The organism is Prevotella sp. kh1p2, from assembly GCF_900111525.1.
Lineage (GTDB): Bacteria > Bacteroidota > Bacteroidia > Bacteroidales > Bacteroidaceae > Prevotella.
The window spans coordinates 14,745-33,268 of sequence record NZ_FOHY01000025.1 but is presented as its reverse complement, the minus strand read 5'-3'; the positions used below and the strand labels follow the sequence as shown (position 1 = coordinate 33,268).

Genomic DNA, 18,524 nt, shown 5'->3' with positions numbered 1-18,524 from the left:
AAGTGCACTTAACAGAAAAACCTGACAACTATATTTCCACATAAGAAATTTATTGTCAACCTAAAGAACATTTAACTACAAAAACTGTCAACTAAATCCAGGACAGGACAAGCTTTTTCTGCATCGGATGATGCCGACGGGAACTTTCGACACTTGTCGCACGATTGTGTGACAAGTGTCGTATAATCGTGCGACAAGTGTCGAAAGTTCCTGAAAGATATCTTCAGTACCTAAGATGGGATGTTTTCCGACCGCAAAACGATGACGTGTGAAAGCCGGCACATTTGCAGCCCATGCTGGCAAATACGCATTTTTACGGGTCCGAAAACAGTTTTTTATCCGATTTTATTAAAATATTATCGGTTTTTTATTATCTTTGCAACATCATGGTAAACAAATATGAACAAATTCATAACAATCAACTAACCTAAAACATCATGCAAAAAAGTATTATTTTCATGACCCTGTTCGCTGCTGCAACTATCACTGCAAGCGCACAGGAAAAGAAAGTCACATGGATTAATAATGTGAAACTCTCAGGTTACGCCCTGACTCAATATCAGTACAGTGGCCAAGAGGGCGCAAAATCCAATTCATTCAATATCCGCCTGGCACGTGTTTCGCTCGACGGTAGAGTGATGCAGGACTTCTATTGGAAAGCTCAAATCCAGTTTAACGGCAATACTTCGACCTTAGGTAGCTCGCCCCGCGTTGTCGACTTGTTTGCCGAATGGCAGAAATTCGAGTTTTTCCGCGTCAAAATTGGCCAGTACAAGCGACCCTTTACATTTGAAAATCCGATGAATCCCATCGACCAGGGCTTCATGGGTTACGGTCAGAACATACAGAAACTGGCCGGTTTCTCCGACCGTGCAGGCGGCAATGCCAGCAACGGACGCGATATAGGCTTGCAGTTCCAGGGTGATTTCCTGAAGAATGCAGCAGGCCGCAACCTCCTTCACTACCAGGTTGGAGTGTTCAATGGCCAAGGTATTAACGTGAAGGACGTGGACCAGCAGAAGGATATCATTGGCGGTATGTGGGTTATGCCCGTAGCCGGCATGCGCATAGGTGCCTTTGGCTGGACAGGCAGTTACGCCCGTAAGGGCACCTGGACCAACGACCAGGGGCAGCCGGTAAGCGGTACACGCAGGCTACAACAGCGCCGCTACGCTCTTTCCGGCGAATATCTGGTCAACGACTGGACATTCCGCTCGGAGTATATTCACTCCACCGGCCTGGCTTTTGCCAAGACAATGCAGAGCACAAGCGAGACTAACTGCGATCTTTCTGCCAATGGCAACAAGGCCGACGGTGTCTACGCGCTCGTCATAGCCCCTGTTATACAGAAGACATGTCACGTAAAGGCACGCTATGATCTGTACCGTCCCAACGGAGAATGGAGCAAAGCAAGAACGCAATACGAGATTGGCGCCGACTATGAATTTACAAAGAACTTTGAAATAAGCGCCGAGTATGCACGCATCAACGACCGCAGTTTGGCCAAGCATAACTACGACATCATTGATGTTCAGGTAAGTTTCAGATTCTGAACTGCGCCTATCTGCGAACCTAAGAAAACAGCATTTCAACCTTCCGAAATGCTGTTTTTTTATTCATAACCATACATTTTTCCTTCAAAAGCTATCAGCTTATTGAAAAAATTGATATATTTGCCAAGTTAACTTTGCAAAAGCAACGATAAAACATTAATCAATAACCATAACAAACAAGAACCATGAACATTCCATCAGTTTTCTGGCTGGTTCCCATTGCCAGCATTGTAGCCTTGTCGATGGCCTGGTATTTCTTCCGCTCCATGTTGAAGGAAGACGAAGGCACACCGCGTATGAGAGAAATAGCAGAGCATGTACGAAAAGGTGCCATGGCCTATCTCAAGCAGCAATACAGAGTTGTGCTCATTGTATTTATCGTATTGGCCATAGTGTTTGCATTCATGGCGTACGTGCTGAAGGTACAAAATCCGTGGGTGCCCTTTGCTTTCTTAACGGGCGGTTTCTTCAGTGGGCTCGCCGGGTTCTTTGGAATGAAGACGGCAACTTATGCCAGCGGCCGGACAGCTAATGCCGCCCGGCAGGGACTGGACCGTGGACTGCGGGTTGCATTCCGCTCCGGAGCCGTCATGGGACTGGTCGTTGTGGGCCTGGGACTCCTGGATATTGCCATCTGGTTCATCGTGCTTAACTTAGCCTACAGCGGCGATGACATGGCTCTCATCACCATCACAACCACCATGCTTACCTTCGGCATGGGAGCCTCAACGCAGGCGCTGTTTGCCCGTGTGGGCGGAGGTATCTACACCAAGGCGGCCGACGTGGGTGCCGACCTTGTGGGGAAGGTTGAGCAGGACATACCCGAAGACGACCCGCGCAACCCCGCCACCATTGCCGATAACGTGGGAGACAACGTAGGAGACGTAGCCGGAATGGGCGCCGACCTGTACGAGAGCTACTGCGGAAGTATCCTCTCTACGGCTGCCTTGGGAGCAACAGCCTTTGCAATGAATGGAGACATGCAGTTGCGTGCCGTCATTGCGCCCATGATTATAGCCGCCGTAGGCATCTTCTTGAGCCTTATTGGCATTTTCCTCGTAAAGACCAAGGAGGGTGCATCGATGAAAGAGCTGCTCCACTCGCTGGGACTGGGCACCAACGTGAGCGCAGTTTTCATAGCCATCGCTACGTTCGTTATCCTCTATCTGCTGGGAATCAGCAACTGGCTCGGGCTCAGCTTCTCGGTAATCAGCGGACTGGCAGCCGGTGTCATCATAGGTCAGGCCACCGAATATTATACATCCCAGAGCTACAAACCCACTCAGAAGATTTCAGAAGCCAGCCAAACCGGCGCGGCTACCGTTATTATAAAAGGTATAGGTACGGGCATGATTTCAACCTGCATCCCTGTTGTTACCATCTGTGTGGCCATTATGCTCAGCTATCTGTGTGCCAACGGATTTGACCTAAGCATGAATGCAGAATCTGTGAGCCACGGACTTTACGGCATCGGAATTGCGGCCGTGGGCATGCTTTCCACCCTTGGCATCACACTGGCAACCGACGCCTACGGTCCCATAGCCGACAATGCAGGCGGCAATGCCGAAATGAGTGAGCTTGGAGAAGAGGTTCGCAGCCGTACCGATGCACTCGATGCTTTAGGCAACACGACAGCTGCAACGGGCAAGGGATTTGCCATTGGCAGTGCCGCTCTTACGGCTTTGGCGTTGCTCGCATCGTATGTGGAGGAGATAAAGATAGCCATGACCAGATCCATCAAGGAGGGTTCGCAGTTCGTGGACGCTGCAGGACAAGTGTTCGACCCATCGAATGCTTCGATAACCGACTTCATGGAGTTCTTCCAAGTCAACCTGATGAACCCCAAGGTACTCGTTGGAGCCTTCATCGGTGCCATGGCGGCATTCCTCTTCTGCGGCCTTACGATGGAGGCTGTTGGGCGTGCCGCCCAGAGTATGGTGAACGAAGTGCGCAGGCAGTTCCGCGAGATTCAGGGCATACTCGAAGGCAAGGCCACGCCCGATTACGGCCGTTGCGTGGAAATATCCACCCGTGCGGCACAGCACGAGATGATTCTCCCCTCGCTGCTCGCCATCATCATCCCCATCATAGTTGGCATCATTCTGGGCGTGGCAGGCGTTCTGGGACTCCTCGTTGGCGGTTTGGCCGCAGGATTTACGCTGGCTGTATTCATGGCTAACGCCGGAGGCGCATGGGACAACGCCAAGAAAATGGTGGAAGAAGGCCATTTCGGCGGCAAAGGTTCCGAGTGCCACAAGGCCACCATCGTAGGAGATACCGTGGGCGACCCGTTCAAGGACACCTCCGGACCAAGTCTGAACATCCTCATCAAGCTGATGTCAATGGTCAGCATTGTGATGGCCGGGTTGACTGTTGCTTTTATATAAAAAGATTTGTATATCTTCTTTAAAAAATGTAACTTTGCAGTCAACATCAAATTTGCAGCTCTAAACAATGACAGAAGTAGAACATTCTCACCACCATCATCACCATCTTGACGATTCTGAGGTGTGGAAAAACAAGAACTTAGCAGCCAAGAAACGCAGAAAACTGATAGGAAACATCCTCTTTGTGTTCCTTACCTGTCTGGCTGTAATCATCATGTGTGCCGTAGTATGGATGTACACGGCCGAGTAAAAATAAACAATTTCTCAAGTGATTAACAGACCCCCGGCAGCTGCTTTATCAGCTGTCGGGGCTTATTCTTTTATTCCTCGCTCCGCCAAAGGCCACCTTTATTATTTCATGTTCAGCCCAACGGTTGCTCTGTAAACGCTTCAGAGCCGTGCAGAAGCATCTGCCCAAGGAGCTTGAACATGTACTTCGCGAACTTTCGACACGTGTCACACGATTGTTCGACAAGTGTCTCATGATTGTGTGACACTTGTCAAACGACAGTGAAGCCATCTCACTACGACAGTGAGGCCATCTCACTACGATAAGGAGGACATCTCACTACGACAGTGAGGCCATCTCATTACAATAAGGAGGCCGTCTCACTTAAATTGTCCGACACTTACCAGAAGTTGAAAAAACAACATGCAAGCCTCCGAGTTCACACATTCGGGAACCCGACAAGGAGTTGTTGCCAATGCAGGTAACCAAAATTCGCACAAAACTCCATGCCATTACGGTACTTTCGTGATGAGTTGATGTATCGGCACTCACGTTTATTTATGTTTCTGAAACAAGTTCATGAAAATTCCGTCTCAAACACTTTAAAATGTACTTTCTTTGAGATTGAAGTCTAAAAAATAACAGAATTTTATGTATGTGTGCCCACACACCATTTTTGTTAGAAAAAAAGTGTAGAAAAAGTTTGGCATTATGAAAAAATCACTTATCTTTGCAAGTGTTATCCTGAAAACAATCTTTTTACCTTAAAAGAACTAATACCTATTGAAGATTTGAAGCGGTTGGCTGTGAAGCTCATCGCTTTTTTTGTGTCCATACGCAAGTCCGGGTCGATAAGGTTCGTTCATCAACTTTTCAGGAAAACATCTTTCGTCCAAACATACATTTACAATACGGGCTCACCCGGTGTTGGATGAGCCCTTTTAAATCAGTCGCAGCTGTTGCAGGCTGCCAGCACCATGAACAGATAGTGGCTGCTGGCGCCGCCAAGACAGTACTCCATCTGCTGCCAGAGGAAGGGGAAATCGAGCAGTTCAGGATAGTCGGGCCGGATGAGGGCTGTGCCTGAAGCCACGCCGCCGGGTATGTACGACCAGTCGGCTCGGTTCATACCGTAGGCTACTGTGGCAGAACGGGCTCCCACTCCCGATGCAAACGAAGCCGTATTGCTGCCGGGATGACAGCCTAATACGAAATTGAGCGCACTGTACAACAGCTGGGGTGAAAAGAGTTGCGGATAGGCTTTGTGGAGGAAGTAATGGCGGAAAGCAAAGCTCTGGATATCCCATCCGGCTCCCCAAATCTGCGGACGGTAAGGCACGCCGTAAGGAGTTTCGGCCGCCAGGCTGTGCACTTCACGGCTGTAAGCTGCCAGTGCTTTGGCAAAATCGCTGCTGAAACCAGTGGGAGCAGTAAGCGACCACTCGGCCAGATACCAACCGCAATCGGCAATGTAGCCAATGATGTCTTTCTTGCGGCTGAGGATGTAACGCTCATAAGACTTGTCGCCGGTGGCAGAAAGCAGTTCAAGTGCGGCATGAACTTTCTCCAATCCCTCGTAACGGGTTTGCCGGTAGAGGGTCTGGGCTATCTGGATGCAGTGTGCACTCAGCGTATCGTTGAAGCCCCGGAGGCAGCGGCCTACGCCTGCAAGCTGAGCTGCTGTTGTCATCTCACGCTGCGGATTGTCTTCGGTAATTATCCAACGGTCGTCGCTGTTGCCCGGTTTGCCGTCCGTCATGGCAGAAGCATCGCCTAACAACACATACTGCCGAACGCTGTTACAGATGATGCCTCTGTACAAACGGCCTAAGGCAAGATATCCGTTCACCACCGTCAAGGCTCCGTTCTCAATCTGCTGCATCACGTCATTGCGGCCGTCGGGCTGATGAATCTCTGTTTCGTGCTTCTCATAGTCAATGGAAGTTACGTCTATCTCCGGATGAAACTGTTCCATAGTCAGTGCAAGGATGTAGGCTTCTCCAGCCTGCGACTCAATCCGCAGGTCGTAGTCGCCGGCATCGTGCCATCCGCCTATATTCACTCCTGCAACCTTTTCCAACGCTGCATAACGTGAGAGCCCTGCTTGCTGCACGTAACCGTCGATGTGACTGTGGGCCGGAGCCATCAGCGCATCATCCAGATGACAGGCTCCATGCCACACGCGATACTTCTCGCTTACCCGCATGTGGCACATCTGCACAGGCAGAAAATACTCCACTACGGGCTGCCAAACGCCACGGGAAAAAACATCCGGGCCTATGCGGAACACGGAAGAGCGGCTCTCGCCATAGCGAACCTGGTAGAGACCCGGCTCGCGGATATAGGTAAAGTCGGCTTTCAGATAATTGTATCTCAAGAACTTACCCCAGCCGACTGGCGTAAGCGCGCGGACAAGATGCTCTCCATCGGAGTCTATCCGATAAACTTCAACCTTGCCGGAAATGCTTTCATTGGCATCAAGTTCGATAACTGCTTCCTTCTTTTGGGCCAGCAGATAGCCTACCTGTGAAGTCTGCACGACGGGCTTGTAACGCCATCCGGAAACCACGTTGGGGGTTATCACCCACTGCACGGCGCCCTTGGTAGCTCCCGGCTGGACCTCACTGCGCAGCACGAACCAGCCGTTATTATGGTTCATACGGCCGTCATAGAGCTTCAGGTCGCCAGCCAGCGACTCGATGGTAACGCGCTGTAGCGGGTCATCCGGCCTGCTGGTAAACCTACGCCCCACTGCATAAGGCTCGGCTATGATATCATCGGCCACCATCGGACTATAGCCGCTGCCAATCAGTTGGTTGAAATCAGCCTCGGGTTTGCCCTGCTGATGATAGCTGCCCGTATGCTTATAGTTGGGTTCAGTGAGAGCCAGGGGCGAGTTGGGTTGTTGAGGATAGATGCCCGACTGCGTGTCCATAATCCACGGCTTGCCAAAGAGAACGCCGGGATAGAACTCGAAATTGAACCCTACTTTTCCCAAAAATTCGGCAGGAATAGGGCGGTCGAGGTCAACGGTCACCACGATGCTCCGCCCACGACTCTCTACTCTGACGTCATAACGCAACTGAAGGTTGGGATAAATCATGGGATTGAAGCCCGTCATGTGCCGTGAAGAATCCGGATAACAGAGCGTAGTGGTGATGCTGCCGTCGGCTACTTTACGCGACAGTTGCTTCGGAACGGGCTGCCATTGGCCCGGAGTGGCCTCCAGACGCAAGTCTCCGTTGGTGGCAATGCGTTGGCCGTGCATGATTAATCCTACCCCGCCCTGATGGCCTTCGGGGTAAATATCATCGAAGACCATCACGTCTACGCCTCCACTATGGAAGTACCTGCCGTCGGTTAGCTTGAAATCATGTGCTGAAACCACAACAGGCAGCACGAGAGTAATGAAGAGCAAGAATAGATTTTTCATTTGATGATGATTGTGATGAAACTGACTGATGGCAGGTGAACACGCAACTGGCCGCCGCTGAGCTCTGCTCGGTGCATCGACATGTGCTCCTGCTGGTTGGTAACATATACTTCGGCTGCGGTCTTATCGGCTGGTAAACCAGACACCAACGCATCGCATGCAGCGCCATTGTTGACCATGTGGACAGCATACTGCCCCTGGGCTATATTGCCGAACGCCGCTGCATTAAGCGTTGACTTACTGCTGATAACCGGCAAGGCGAAAGCGCCGGCGGGCGTAGCAGCCAACTGCTTGAGGTTGAAGAAACGCTGCGTAGGATGCAGCTCGCCGGTAGAACGATAGATGCCTCCGCCCCACAGCAGCGAGTAATCGCTCGTGAGCTGCCACTGAAGGATGCTGAGTGGCTGACAGATTGAGCAGAGTTTCGGCCAAGGAAGGACGAATGAAATCGAGAGTAGTGGCGTCGGAATTATCACCCAACAGCAGCTTAGTCTTCAAGCCGCGCTTGGCCAGGCACGCTCCGAACTCACGAATGAAACGAGCATGCTCCTCGGGGGTGAAGATGACGTCGATGCCTATATCGCTCTCATTGAAAGAGAAAGCGTAAAACTCGATGCCGTAGCGCGTCTTTGCGTACGTTATATAATCGGCCAGGCTCTTGGAAATCCTGTCCATCTTGGTCTGGTCGAGTTCTTTGGCAGCCACGCCGTTACGGGCCGGAAAGCGGTCGTTAACCTTATCGAGCGCCCACTCTGGTGGAAACCAAGCACTGAGAATGACGGGCATGCCCATAGCATACAGACGACGGGCCATCTGCAAGCTCTGTTCAACATGACCATCGAGCTCCGACTGGCTCATGGGCTCCATCTCCTCACGCGGTTGCCAGCGAGCCCAGGGCAGCTCTACCCTACCGAATGCCACGCGCATGTTATTCAGACAATAGTCGATCACAGCCGGGTCATGCTGCGGGTTCTGCAAACGGAAGTTGCCTCCTAACCCCATAAACCTGTCACCCGGCCGAGAAACATCCATGCTGACGCGGGCTTCCGAATGGTCGACAGTACCATCGGCAGTAAGCGTAGCTTCAAGAGTTGCTGACTGTTGCGATGCTTCCAACATGCGAACCAGCACACGACGACCCTGTCGAGTGATGCCTGCATTCTTTGAAAAACGGAAAGTAAGATGCCGGTTAGCCGAACGCACGTCGACCATTGAGCGCGAAACGCGGATGCGGGCAGCAGCGTAAGTGGAGCTGTTGAAATCGAGCAGCAGTGCAGCTGCCTGATGACGGCTCTCTGCGGCCTTGGCTTCTACGCGGATGAGAGCCTTGCCTCGCCCCGTATCAGTAACCTTCTGCACAAAGGCCACACCGTCAATGGTCAGTTCAACCTGCTGCGTGTTGCCGTCGCGATGGTACGTAGACTGCTGCCGTTCCTTGCCGGTTGTCCTGTTGCCGACCATCAAGGCCGTTTCAAAATCTATCAGCTCGCCATCCAGCCGGATGCCCGAAATGTTGCTCCAGGCCATTACTTCCGTTTGGGCTTACATGCCAAGCGGCAGCAGCAACGTAAGTGTTAGGAATAATAGTTTTTTCATTAGGATTATAAAAATAGGTAATTAATTCTTCTACTTCTTAGCTTCTTTTAATCTCGCATCAATCTCGAAGCCCATGCGGGCGTTATGATAAGGACAATACCACATACTGGCCTTGTCTTCATTCAGGTTCGGACGGCCGTCGGCAGAGATGCTTTTAAACCATTCGCCACACTCGGTATCGATGACATACTGCTTGATGTAATTCCATGTTCGCTCGGCAGCACGCAGATAGCGGGCCTCTCCGGTGAGCTGCCAGACATTGACACAGCCCAATACTGTTTCGGCCTGACACCACCACTGGCTGTCGCGGCGCAGCTCGTTCCCATTGCGTTCGTACATCATTCCGCCCTTATCGTTCAACCCATCGGCCAGTGCCGCATCACACAAGGCCAACGACAGCTTGCTGCAGCGGGCCGTCAGGCTGTCGTCGTCCAGCAACTCTGCAGCCTCCGTCAGCAACCACGATGTCTCTATGTCATGTCCATAGGAGTCTATATCGTTCAGATTATTCCAGTTGCTGTCAAAATACAGGTTCAGATGGCGGGTCACCGGATTGTAGAACTTGTCGGCCATGAGCTCCGTGAGCCGGTGCAGACGCTCTCTTAACCCGGGGTTGCGCCACACGCGATACAATGCCGTGTAGGCCTCGAGCACATGGATATGGGTGTTCATAGTCTTGGTGGCCACGCCATCACCATCATAACCTATCTTCTCAGGTTGCTGCCAGTTGCGGGCAAAAGTCTCGATGTAACCATCTTGAGCATGGTCGCGGATAATGCGTTCCATGGTGCGGTAAATCTCTACTGCACGCTGCAGGCTCTCTATGTTGCCCGTAGCTCTGAAATGTTCGGCCAGTCCATACACGGCATACGAGCAGCCATAAGTCTGCTTCGTACCGTCAAGCAGGCTGCCGTCGGCTCTTACCAGCCAGTAAGCTCCACCGTATTCTTCGTCCACGAAATGGTCTATGAAATAGCGCTGTGCCCTGTCTGCCATCGCTTTATACACGGAGTCGCCATACATCCGGTAAGCAGTAGAGAACGTCCACAATATCCGGGCATTCAGCACACCACCCTTTGGGGCATCTGCAACGGGCGTACCGTCACGCTTCAACCTGCCGTAGAACCCGCCCGAAGGGTCGACTGCATGATGAATCCAGAAAGGAAGAATGTTCTCCTTCAGATCTTTCACTATCTCGGAGCGAAGTTTCGCCGGCGATTGGGCATGTAATGTCAAGGTTGAAAAAAGTGCTGCGGCGAGCAGAATGTGTCTGAACATGATGACTATATGTTGGTTTCTACAAATATAAGCAATAATCTCAATTCGCCTGCACATTACCCACGGAAAAACAATGCGAATAAAGAAATGTATTGGTTTTTGCAAAACTAAGCAAAGCCCACAGCCTTTCGGTTCCGGAATACGGAACCGCTTGCGTTGCAGATTGATGTGATGACACAAATTATCACACTCCGGCAGAAGACCAAGAGGCTGTATTCCGGCTTGTAAAATGAATACTGCCAGGTGGTAATTTGATAGTTGCAGGAACTTTTGACAAGTGTCAAACAAATGTGCGACAAGTGTCTCACAATCGTGCGACACTTGTCGAAAGTTCACGAAGCATCTTTTCAAGCACTCATTCCGGTGCCGGAAGAAAGCTAATACGGCATCAGTTTCAGGCTCGCTCCTTACTCCGAAATCGTCGCATAAACAGTCAGCAGCTCATAATAAAAGAGTCCGGCAGTCGTTGCAGACTACCGGACTCTTTCTGTTTTACGATAACCGACGGTGCCCCATCAGCTATACATTCATTTTGCCTATACTGCCGCAGCTATCCAGTCATAAACAGCAGAGCAGATGCCGAAGAGCAGGATGCCCGTTGTACACAGAGCCAGGGCAAACCGGGTGCTGGCGGCACTACGGAAGGTAGGCAGCGGCGTCTCGTTCTTCTTGATGTACATGGCCTTTACAATGAGCAAATAGTAGTACAAACTCACAACGGTGTTAACCAAGGCGATGAACACCGTGGCATAAGCCAGGGCTCCGATGGTGGTGTTAATCTGTGCTCCCTTGACGGCAGCCATGAACACGAAGAACTTGGAGAACATGCCTGCAAACGGCGGAATGCCACCGAGAGAGAACAGTGCCAAGGTCATCAGGAAAGCCAGCTTGGGGTTTGACTGGTACAATCCGTTGTAACTGTCAATGTCAACTACGCCGTTGTTATGCTCCTCTATGCTGCTGATGATGCTGAACACGGCCATATTAGCCACCACGTAAATAAGCACATAGTAGCTCAAAGCAACGGTGCTCATGCCGGAACCGCCGATAACAGCCAGCATGATGTAGCCGGCCTGCGAGATTGAACTGAAGGCCATGAAGCGCTTGAGGTCGGTCTGATGGATAGCAAACAGGTTGGCTACGGTAATGGAGAGCACAACCACTATCATGAGCAGATACTGCCAATACTCAGTCAGCGGGGCAAACACCTTCATCAAGATGGCACACAGCGCAAATGCTGCAGCACCCTTGGACACCACGCTCAGGTAACCCGTTACAGTTGTAGGGGCACCCTGGTAGGTGTCGGCTGTCCAGAAGTGGAACGGTACGAGCGAAATCTTGAAGCCGAGTCCGCTGAAGAAGAACACCATACCCATGATGGTGAGCGGTGTTGCACTGATACGAGTGGCTACATCGTCAAAGTAGAGGGTGCCGCACGCTGCATACAGGAAGCTGATGCCGTAGAGCATCACCCCGCTTGAGAAGGTTGCGGTAAGGATGAACTTAGCTCCGGCCTCGGCAGAGTGGTGGCGGTACTTGTCGAGAGCTACGAGGCAGGCCATAGGTACGGATGCCATTTCGAGCCCGAGGAAGAACAGCAGGAAGTGATTTGCACTTACCATCATGTTCATTCCCAGCAGAGTAGAAAGGACGAGCAGGTAGAATTCGCCCTCCTTGAAGCTCGTGTCAGGACGCTGCATCCACTCGCGGCTCTGGATGAGCACGATGAGCGTGCCCAGTGCCAGCACGGTCTTGATGACACCAATGGCCGGTGAAGTCTGATACATGCCGGCAAAGGTCGTGGCATCTGCCGTGGGGAAGATGTTAACAACGATGTGCGCCAAGAGCAGGATGCACACCAGCGGATTGAACCACTTGCGTGCGCCGGGCGCGTCGGTGGGCTTTCTGGCCGTACAGAAGTCTGCAATGAAGACGATTACCAGAAGAACCACCAAGGTTACTTCCGGAATCATATTTAAAAATTGACTGTAATCTATATTCATGATTTTACCAAATGTTTAGATCAAAACTTATTATCTTCTATTACAGAGAGGCCAGCGTCGCAAACTGCCCGATGTGATTGATGATAGGTGCAACGGCATCCTGGATGACATTGTCGGCCCACAACGGGAACAAACCCAAACCGGCCACGCAGGCAATGAGGCCGGCCACGGCGATGCGCTCGTCCCAAGTAGCATCATGCAACTTGTAAAATTCCTGGTTGGGTATCTTCTGGTACAGTATCTTACCTACAACACGGAGAATGTAAACGGCCGTTATCACGATGGAAGTACAGGCTATGATAGTGGCCACACGGTGGAAAGTGTCAGCATTCTCGAATGAACCCACGAAGATGGTCATTTCTGCCACGAAGCCCGAGAAGCCCGGCAGACCAAGGTTAGCCAAACCGGCAACCACGTAAGCCACAGAGAGGAAGGGTACAACCTTCATCAAGCCGCCGAGCTTGCGAACGTCGCGTGTGCCGGCACGGTGGTAAATCATACCGATAACTGCAAAGAAGAGAGCCGTCATCAGTCCGTGCGACAACATCTGGAGCACTGCACCCGTTATGGCAGTTTGCGTGAGCATGAGCAGGGCGAAGAGTACCATGCCGCAATGAGAAACGGAGGAATAAGCGTTGATGTATTTCAAATCAGTCTGTACACAAGCCGAAAGTGCACCGTAAACCACCGAGATGGTTGTCAGTACGAGGAACACCGGCGCCCACATGTCAAGTGCCTCGGGCAGCAGATACATGCCAATGCGGAAACAGCCGTAGCCTCCCAACTTCATCAGTACGCCGGCATGCAGCATGGAAACGGCCGTAGGAGCCGACGCATGACCGTCGGGGCTCCATGTGTGGAACGGGAACAGGGCTCCCAGCACACCAAAGCCAATGAAAACAAACGGGAAGAACACCTTCTGTACATTCTCCGGAATATTGGCCATGGCGGCAATTTCATTCACGTTCATGGTGGTTGCCCCACTGAAGAAGTAGATACCCAGGATGCCGAGGATGAGCAATGCAGAACCACCCATAAGCATCAGGGTGAGCTTCATGGCAGCGTACTCCTTGGGGCCGGTGCCCCATACGCCGATGAGCAGGTACATGGGTATAAGCGCAACCTCGTAGAACATGAACATGGTAAACATGTCGGTAGAGATAAAGAAGCCGAAAACACCCGAGCTCAACAGCACGAACCAAAGGAAGTACTCCTTGGTGAGCGGCTGGAGCTGCCAGCTGGCAAAGGTTCCGGTGAATACGATGATGGCCGACAGCAGTATCATCACTACCGAGATACCGTCAACGCCCACACTGTAAGCAATATGTAAAGGGGCAAACCAGGGAATGCTGTAAGCAAACAACATCTCGTCGGTATTGCCGGCGGCACGAGCCTGGATAAAAGCAACGGTGAGCCAAATGGCCAGTATCAGCAAGGCACTGGCCCCTACTACCATCACACCACGTACCTGATTCAGGTTGCGTGACAGCCATAGGCCTATCAGCATCAGGAACGGGATAACTACGAATAATGTTAATATAGACATAATTCTTATATTATATGCAAAGTAATATCAATGTTAAGGCTACACTGCCCGTGAGAAACCAGATGGCATACTGGCGCACATCGCCACTCTGCCAAGGCCTGATGGCTTCACCGGCTTCGTTCGTACCCCATGCGAGGAAGTTGAAGGTTCCGTCTACCACGTGCCGGTCGAACCAGGCTATAGGCTTAGAGAAGCAAGCGAACACAATCTGATGTGTGAAGAACTGCCACGCATCGTCTATGTAGAAGCGGTTCAATGCGGCCTTATGCAGGCGAGGCATGGCCTTGGCAAGCTGGTCGGGCAGCGGATTGTGCTTGGGAGCATACATGTACATGGCAAGTGCTATACCGATAACACCGGCTGCAATACTTGTACCGGCTACGCTCCAGTCGATGTGGATGTCATAGCTCTGTCCCGTTGCCGATACAAAATGACCGAATGGAATAAGTCCGGCAAAAATGGAAATAAGAGCCAGAAACACCAACGGCCCCCACATAACAGCAGGAACTTCCTGCGGACGGCGGCGGTGTTCGGGGGCGAGCTCATAATAGCTCTGCCCTAAGAAAATAACACAGAAGAGGCGTGTCATATAGAAGGCCGTCATTCCGGCTACTATCGTCATGAACCAACCCATGAAAGGAGAGAACTGGAAGCAGGCCACGATGATTTCGTCTTTTGAAAAGAAACCGGAGAAGGGCGGAATACCACTAATGGCCAAAACACCGACAGCAAAGCATGCACACGTGATGGGCATGTACCGCCAGAGGCCTCCCATGTATTCCTTGAAGTTACTTCCGATGATAACAATGATGGCACCGGAGCAGAGGAACAACAGGGCTTTGAACATGGCGTGGGTAAACAGGTGGAACATGGCAGCCATGTAGCCAAGGCCTCCCTCATGATTATCAAGTGCAAAGCAAACACCCAGAGCCACGAGCATGTAGCCTATCTGCGATATGGTGGAGAATGCCAGACCACGCTTGATGTCACGCTGACAGCATGCTACTGCCGCTGCATAGAACGCAGTGAAAGCTGCAATGTAAGCAATCCAGTGCAACTGCTCCACTGCTCCGAACTTAATATAGATGGGGAACAACGAGGCAACCTGATATACACCAGCTACAACCATCGTAGCGGCATGAATCAGTGCCGAAACAGGCGTAGGACCTTCCATTGCATCAGGCAACCAGATGTGCAAGGGGAACATGGCCGACTTGCCGGCACCACCAATGAACATCAGGAAGAGCGACATCGGAATTACCCAAGCGGCGCCTGCAAGATGAGCATTGAGTTCCTGATCGGCTGTAAGGTCATAGTTGAACGTGCCTACATAGAAGCTGTAGAACAGGATACCAATCAGGAAAAACAAGTCGGCAAAGCGCGTTACGATGAACGCCTTCTTCGATGCGTGCACTGCTTCATGCTTGGGATAGTAGAAGCCGATAAGCAGATAAGAACACACACCCACCAACTCCCAGAACAAATACATTTGGAAGATGTTGGTTGCAACGACAAGTCCCAGCATCGACATGGTAAACAACGAGAGGAAAGCATAGAAACGCTGGAAGCCTTTCTCGTAGCCTTCCTTGTGATAATGCTCATCCCGTTCGGCCATGTAACCCAACGAATAGATATGTACCATGAAACTAACCGTGGTAATCACGATGAGCATCATGACGCTGATTGGCGTCAGGCGGAAACCGATGTTGAAGGTAAGCAATTCGGAGAACTTGAGCCACGTAAAGTTAAATACGGTAACGGTAGGATACAAACCCGTAGCATCTCTTCCTATAACGAAGAAATACTCATAAGCTGTGTACACCGACATGGCAAACAGCAGTCCGAGGACTGTCGTGCCTATGGTGAAAGCTACCTTCTCTTTCATCTTCATGCCCGCAAGACCCAAAACCAAGAAGCTCAGGAACGGGAGAAGAAGTATTAAAAATGAATAACTATATTCCATTGTCATTTAGAATTTCATGTTTTCAATACTGTTCACCTGGTCACTGTGGTAGTTGCGGTAAACATTGATAATGATGGCGAGAGCCACTGCAGTTTCAGCTGCACTCACTCCAATGGAGAACAGAGTGAAGAACATGCCCTCAAGTTGTCCGGGAAAAAGAATGCGGTTAAAGACGGCAAAGTTAATATCAACGGAGTTCAATACGAGCTCAATGGAAATCAACATGGCAACCAAGTTGCGACGGGTTACAAAGCCAAAGACTCCTATAAAGAACAGCAGCGTGCTGAGAGCGATAAAACATTCAACGGGAATCATTTATTATCCTCCTTTCTTGCAATCATTATACCACCGATGATACATGCCAGCAGGAAGATGGAAATGAACTCGAATGGAAGTACATACTCGTATTTGTTGCTGCCGACGAGCGCCTGTCCTATCTGTGCCATTGGCACCTCAACGTCGGCTACACTTGCAGCAGCATCAATAAATCTGTTTTTCAGCAAAACCACTGCCACTGTTACCAGACCTATCAGCGATATCAGAATGCCTCCGGCAACGCGTGTTCCCTTGAAACGCTCTATCATGTTCTGGAGCGTATGCTTACTAACCAGCTGGATGGCAAAGATATACATCATTGTTATACCGCCGGCATAGATGGAAATCTGCGCTGCTCCCAGGAAGGTATAGTCCAGCAGGAAGTAGATACCTGCTACTCCAAAGAGTACAAAGAGCAGGAAAGTTGCAGCGCGCATGATACTCTTCGTCATCACACACATGAAGGCTGAACCAAGAATGACTACAGCCAGGATGCAAAACATTACTATATTTGCCATAATCTATTACTTGGTTTTAGTGTTAAACTTACCGATTACGAGAGGGGCACCGCCATCAATGAGATTAGGCAGACTGCCACCCTTGTAAACTTCCTTGTCCAAGTGCAGCACCAGTTTGCTACGGTCGAAGACCGCATTCTCGAAATCGTTGGTGAACTCGATGGCATCAAAGTTGCACGAGTTAACACACAGCTGGCAGAACATGCAGTCGCCGAGGTCGTAGTGATAGTCGTCGAGCACTTTCTTCTTGCGGCCTGTCTCAGGGTTTTCCTCCATGTGGGCCGTTATCTTTATGGTGCCGTTGGGGCAGGCCTTTTCGCACATCGTGCAGGCCGTACACTTGTAATCACCAATCTGAGCACCTTTGGCAATGAGAGCTTCGTCAGCCTCTGTAACACGCTTAAACACCAAGCGGCCACGGTGACGCTTGGCTACATGAAGCGTTGTTTTGCGGTTCTCCGGATACTGTTCCGTGCTCTTGGGGGTGAAGTACTCCCTGAGAGTAGTCTTCAGTCCTATGCCGAGCGTCTTCAGTCCATCGGCGATACCGCCAAAATATGATTGATTAGACATATCTTATGTTATTATTATTTCTCTTAGTTAGAAATTTTTGCCCGTTTACCAATGCAGGTTAAAGGCTACACACACCGTCATCACGACAAGATTAAGCAGTGAGAGTGGCATGAGATACTTCCACTCCAGCTTCAGTATCTGGTCAATGCGGAGGCGTGGGAAAGTCCAACGTATCCACATCAGCACCCATACGATGAAAAATGTCTTGCCGAAAAACCACACGATACCGGGGATATAGTCCATCACGGTATTGAAACCATCGAGTCCGGCAACGTGCAACGGCATCCATCCACCGAGGAAAACGGTAGCAGCGATACCGGATATAACGAAGAGGTTAAGGTACTCGGCCAGGTAATAAAAGCCGAAACCCATACCCGAATACTCCGTGTGATAACCTGCAGTCAGCTCACTTTCGGCTTCTGCCAGGTCGAAGGGACCGCGGTTAGCCTCGGCGTTGCCGGCAATGAGGAATACCACGAAGGCAATGATTGCTGGCACATGGCCCTTGAAAATGAGCCAGGCATTGGCCTGCGATTCCACGATACCGCTTATCTGCATGGTACCGGTCAGGGCTACGGCCGTAATCAGGCAGAGGCCGAGCGACATTTCATAAGAAATCATCTGCACGGCACCACGCATGGCACTCACCACTGAATACTTGTTGTTACTGCCCCAGCCGGCCATGAAGATACCAACCACGCCAATAGACGAGATGGCCGTAATGAGGAACACACCGACGTTGAAGTCGAGCACGGTAGCACCTTTATTCCACGGCAGGAACGAGAATGTACCCACCGAAGCAATGATAACGAGGAACGGGGCTACATAGTAGAGCAGCTTGTCGGCCTTGTCAACGGAGAAGATCTCTTTGATAAGCATCTTGAGCACATCGGCAAACACCTGGAAGATACCCCACGGACCCACACGCATAGGGCCGATACGGCACTGGAAGTAAGCACAAACCTTGCGCTCCATGAATATCAGCACGATAGCTATCAGTGCGTAGGCCACCAATATGCACACACCGATGAGCACGCACTCTATCAGGATGGTCCAGAAGCTCGACAAGCCCAAGGTCTGGCTAAGCAGCGTATCGAGCCATTTTGTTACTATACTAAAATCGAACATAA

Annotated in this window: 14 protein-coding genes; 3 read left to right on the top strand and 11 right to left on the bottom strand. The window is 50.9% G+C overall.

Annotated features, from left to right (window positions below; genetic code table 11):
• Window positions 1-437 precede the first annotated feature (437 nt).
• From BMW31_RS12360 to BMW31_RS12350, 3 genes are all read left to right on the top strand, one after another.
• On the top strand, window positions 438-1,553 hold the full coding sequence (locus BMW31_RS12360) for a porin (protein WP_091826420.1): 1,116 nt from the start codon (window positions 438-440) through the stop codon (window positions 1,551-1,553).
• A 185-nt stretch (window positions 1,554-1,738) separates the two neighbouring features.
• Window positions 1,739-3,940, top strand: coding sequence for a sodium-translocating pyrophosphatase (locus BMW31_RS12355; RefSeq protein ID WP_091826418.1), 2,202 nt, complete (start codon window positions 1,739-1,741; stop codon window positions 3,938-3,940).
• Between the two features lie 67 nt (window positions 3,941-4,007).
• Window positions 4,008-4,190 (top strand): hypothetical protein, encoded by a 183-nt coding sequence (locus tag BMW31_RS12350; RefSeq protein ID WP_091826416.1) that lies wholly within the window; start codon window positions 4,008-4,010, stop codon window positions 4,188-4,190.
• Between the two features lie 925 nt (window positions 4,191-5,115).
• Here BMW31_RS12350 and BMW31_RS12345 read toward each other — a convergent pair.
• The 11 genes from BMW31_RS12345 to nuoH form a co-directional block, all read right to left on the bottom strand.
• The gene (locus BMW31_RS12345) at window positions 5,116-7,602 is read right to left on the bottom strand and encodes a glycoside hydrolase family 9 protein (RefSeq protein WP_091826415.1); all 2,487 of its coding nucleotides are present in this window, start codon (window positions 7,600-7,602) and stop codon (window positions 5,116-5,118) included.
• Window positions 7,599-7,889, bottom strand: coding sequence for a hypothetical protein (locus BMW31_RS13520; protein ID WP_144269519.1), 291 nt, complete (start codon window positions 7,887-7,889; stop codon window positions 7,599-7,601). Before BMW31_RS13520 ends, BMW31_RS12345 begins: the two co-directional genes overlap by 4 nt.
• A complete protein-coding gene (locus BMW31_RS12335; RefSeq protein ID WP_091826411.1) occupies window positions 7,840-9,129 on the bottom strand; it encodes a glycoside hydrolase in 1,290 nt (429 codons plus the stop codon). The genes BMW31_RS13520 and BMW31_RS12335 overlap by 50 nt, the downstream gene beginning before the upstream one ends.
• Before the next feature lie 99 nt (window positions 9,130-9,228).
• A complete protein-coding gene (locus BMW31_RS12330; RefSeq protein ID WP_091826409.1) occupies window positions 9,229-10,476 on the bottom strand; it encodes an AGE family epimerase/isomerase in 1,248 nt (415 codons plus the stop codon).
• A 536-nt stretch (window positions 10,477-11,012) separates the two neighbouring features.
• Window positions 11,013-12,479 carry an NADH-quinone oxidoreductase subunit N gene (locus tag BMW31_RS12325; protein WP_091826406.1) on the bottom strand — a complete coding sequence of 489 codons (1,467 nt, stop codon included), beginning with the start codon at window positions 12,477-12,479 and terminating at the stop codon, window positions 11,013-11,015.
• Window positions 12,480-12,519: 40 nt separating this feature from the next.
• Window positions 12,520-14,025: a complex I subunit 4 family protein gene (locus BMW31_RS12320; RefSeq protein WP_091826404.1), complete on the bottom strand. Its 1,506-nt coding sequence runs from the start codon at window positions 14,023-14,025 to the stop codon at window positions 12,520-12,522.
• A gap of 10 nt (window positions 14,026-14,035) precedes the next feature.
• Window positions 14,036-15,988, bottom strand: a complete 1,953-nt coding sequence (nuoL, locus tag BMW31_RS12315; RefSeq protein ID WP_091826424.1) for an NADH-quinone oxidoreductase subunit L — start codon at window positions 15,986-15,988, stop codon at window positions 14,036-14,038.
• Window positions 15,989-15,994: 6 nt separating this feature from the next.
• Entirely contained in the window at window positions 15,995-16,303 is a 309-nt protein-coding gene (gene nuoK, locus BMW31_RS12310) for an NADH-quinone oxidoreductase subunit NuoK (protein ID WP_091826402.1), read from the bottom strand.
• Window positions 16,300-16,821: an NADH-quinone oxidoreductase subunit J family protein gene (locus BMW31_RS12305; protein ID WP_091826401.1), complete on the bottom strand. Its 522-nt coding sequence runs from the start codon at window positions 16,819-16,821 to the stop codon at window positions 16,300-16,302. The genes nuoK and BMW31_RS12305 overlap by 4 nt, the downstream gene beginning before the upstream one ends.
• Window positions 16,822-16,827: 6 nt before the next feature.
• Window positions 16,828-17,394 carry a 4Fe-4S dicluster domain-containing protein gene (locus BMW31_RS12300; protein ID WP_091826399.1) on the bottom strand — a complete coding sequence of 189 codons (567 nt, stop codon included), beginning with the start codon at window positions 17,392-17,394 and terminating at the stop codon, window positions 16,828-16,830.
• A 45-nt stretch (window positions 17,395-17,439) separates the two neighbouring features.
• Window positions 17,440-18,522 carry an NADH-quinone oxidoreductase subunit NuoH gene (gene nuoH / locus BMW31_RS12295; RefSeq protein WP_091826397.1) on the bottom strand — a complete coding sequence of 361 codons (1,083 nt, stop codon included), beginning with the start codon at window positions 18,520-18,522 and terminating at the stop codon, window positions 17,440-17,442.
• Window positions 18,523-18,524 lie beyond the last annotated feature (2 nt).

Coding starts and splice junctions, on each gene's coding strand:
- BMW31_RS12360 (WP_091826420.1), top strand. CDS start 438: ATGCAAAAAAGTATTATTTTCATGACCCTGTTCGCTGCTGCAACTATC.
- BMW31_RS12355 (WP_091826418.1), top strand. CDS start 1,739: ATGAACATTCCATCAGTTTTCTGGCTGGTTCCCATTGCCAGCATTGTA.
- BMW31_RS12350 (WP_091826416.1), top strand. CDS start 4,008: ATGACAGAAGTAGAACATTCTCACCACCATCATCACCATCTTGACGAT.
- BMW31_RS12345 (WP_091826415.1), bottom strand. CDS start 7,602: ATGAAAAATCTATTCTTGCTCTTCATTACTCTCGTGCTGCCTGTTGTG.
- BMW31_RS12335 (WP_091826411.1), bottom strand. CDS start 9,129: ATGGCCTGGAGCAACATTTCGGGCATCCGGCTGGATGGCGAGCTGATA.
- BMW31_RS12330 (WP_091826409.1), bottom strand. CDS start 10,476: ATGTTCAGACACATTCTGCTCGCCGCAGCACTTTTTTCAACCTTGACA.
- BMW31_RS12325 (WP_091826406.1), bottom strand. CDS start 12,479: ATGAATATAGATTACAGTCAATTTTTAAATATGATTCCGGAAGTAACC.
- BMW31_RS12320 (WP_091826404.1), bottom strand. CDS start 14,025: ATGTCTATATTAACATTATTCGTAGTTATCCCGTTCCTGATGCTGATA.
- nuoL (WP_091826424.1), bottom strand. CDS start 15,988: ATGGAATATAGTTATTCATTTTTAATACTTCTTCTCCCGTTCCTGAGC.
- nuoK (WP_091826402.1), bottom strand. CDS start 16,303: ATGATTCCCGTTGAATGTTTTATCGCTCTCAGCACGCTGCTGTTCTTT.
- BMW31_RS12305 (WP_091826401.1), bottom strand. CDS start 16,821: ATGGCAAATATAGTAATGTTTTGCATCCTGGCTGTAGTCATTCTTGGT.
- BMW31_RS12300 (WP_091826399.1), bottom strand. CDS start 17,394: ATGTCTAATCAATCATATTTTGGCGGTATCGCCGATGGACTGAAGACG.
- nuoH (WP_091826397.1), bottom strand. CDS start 18,522: ATGTTCGATTTTAGTATAGTAACAAAATGGCTCGATACGCTGCTTAGC.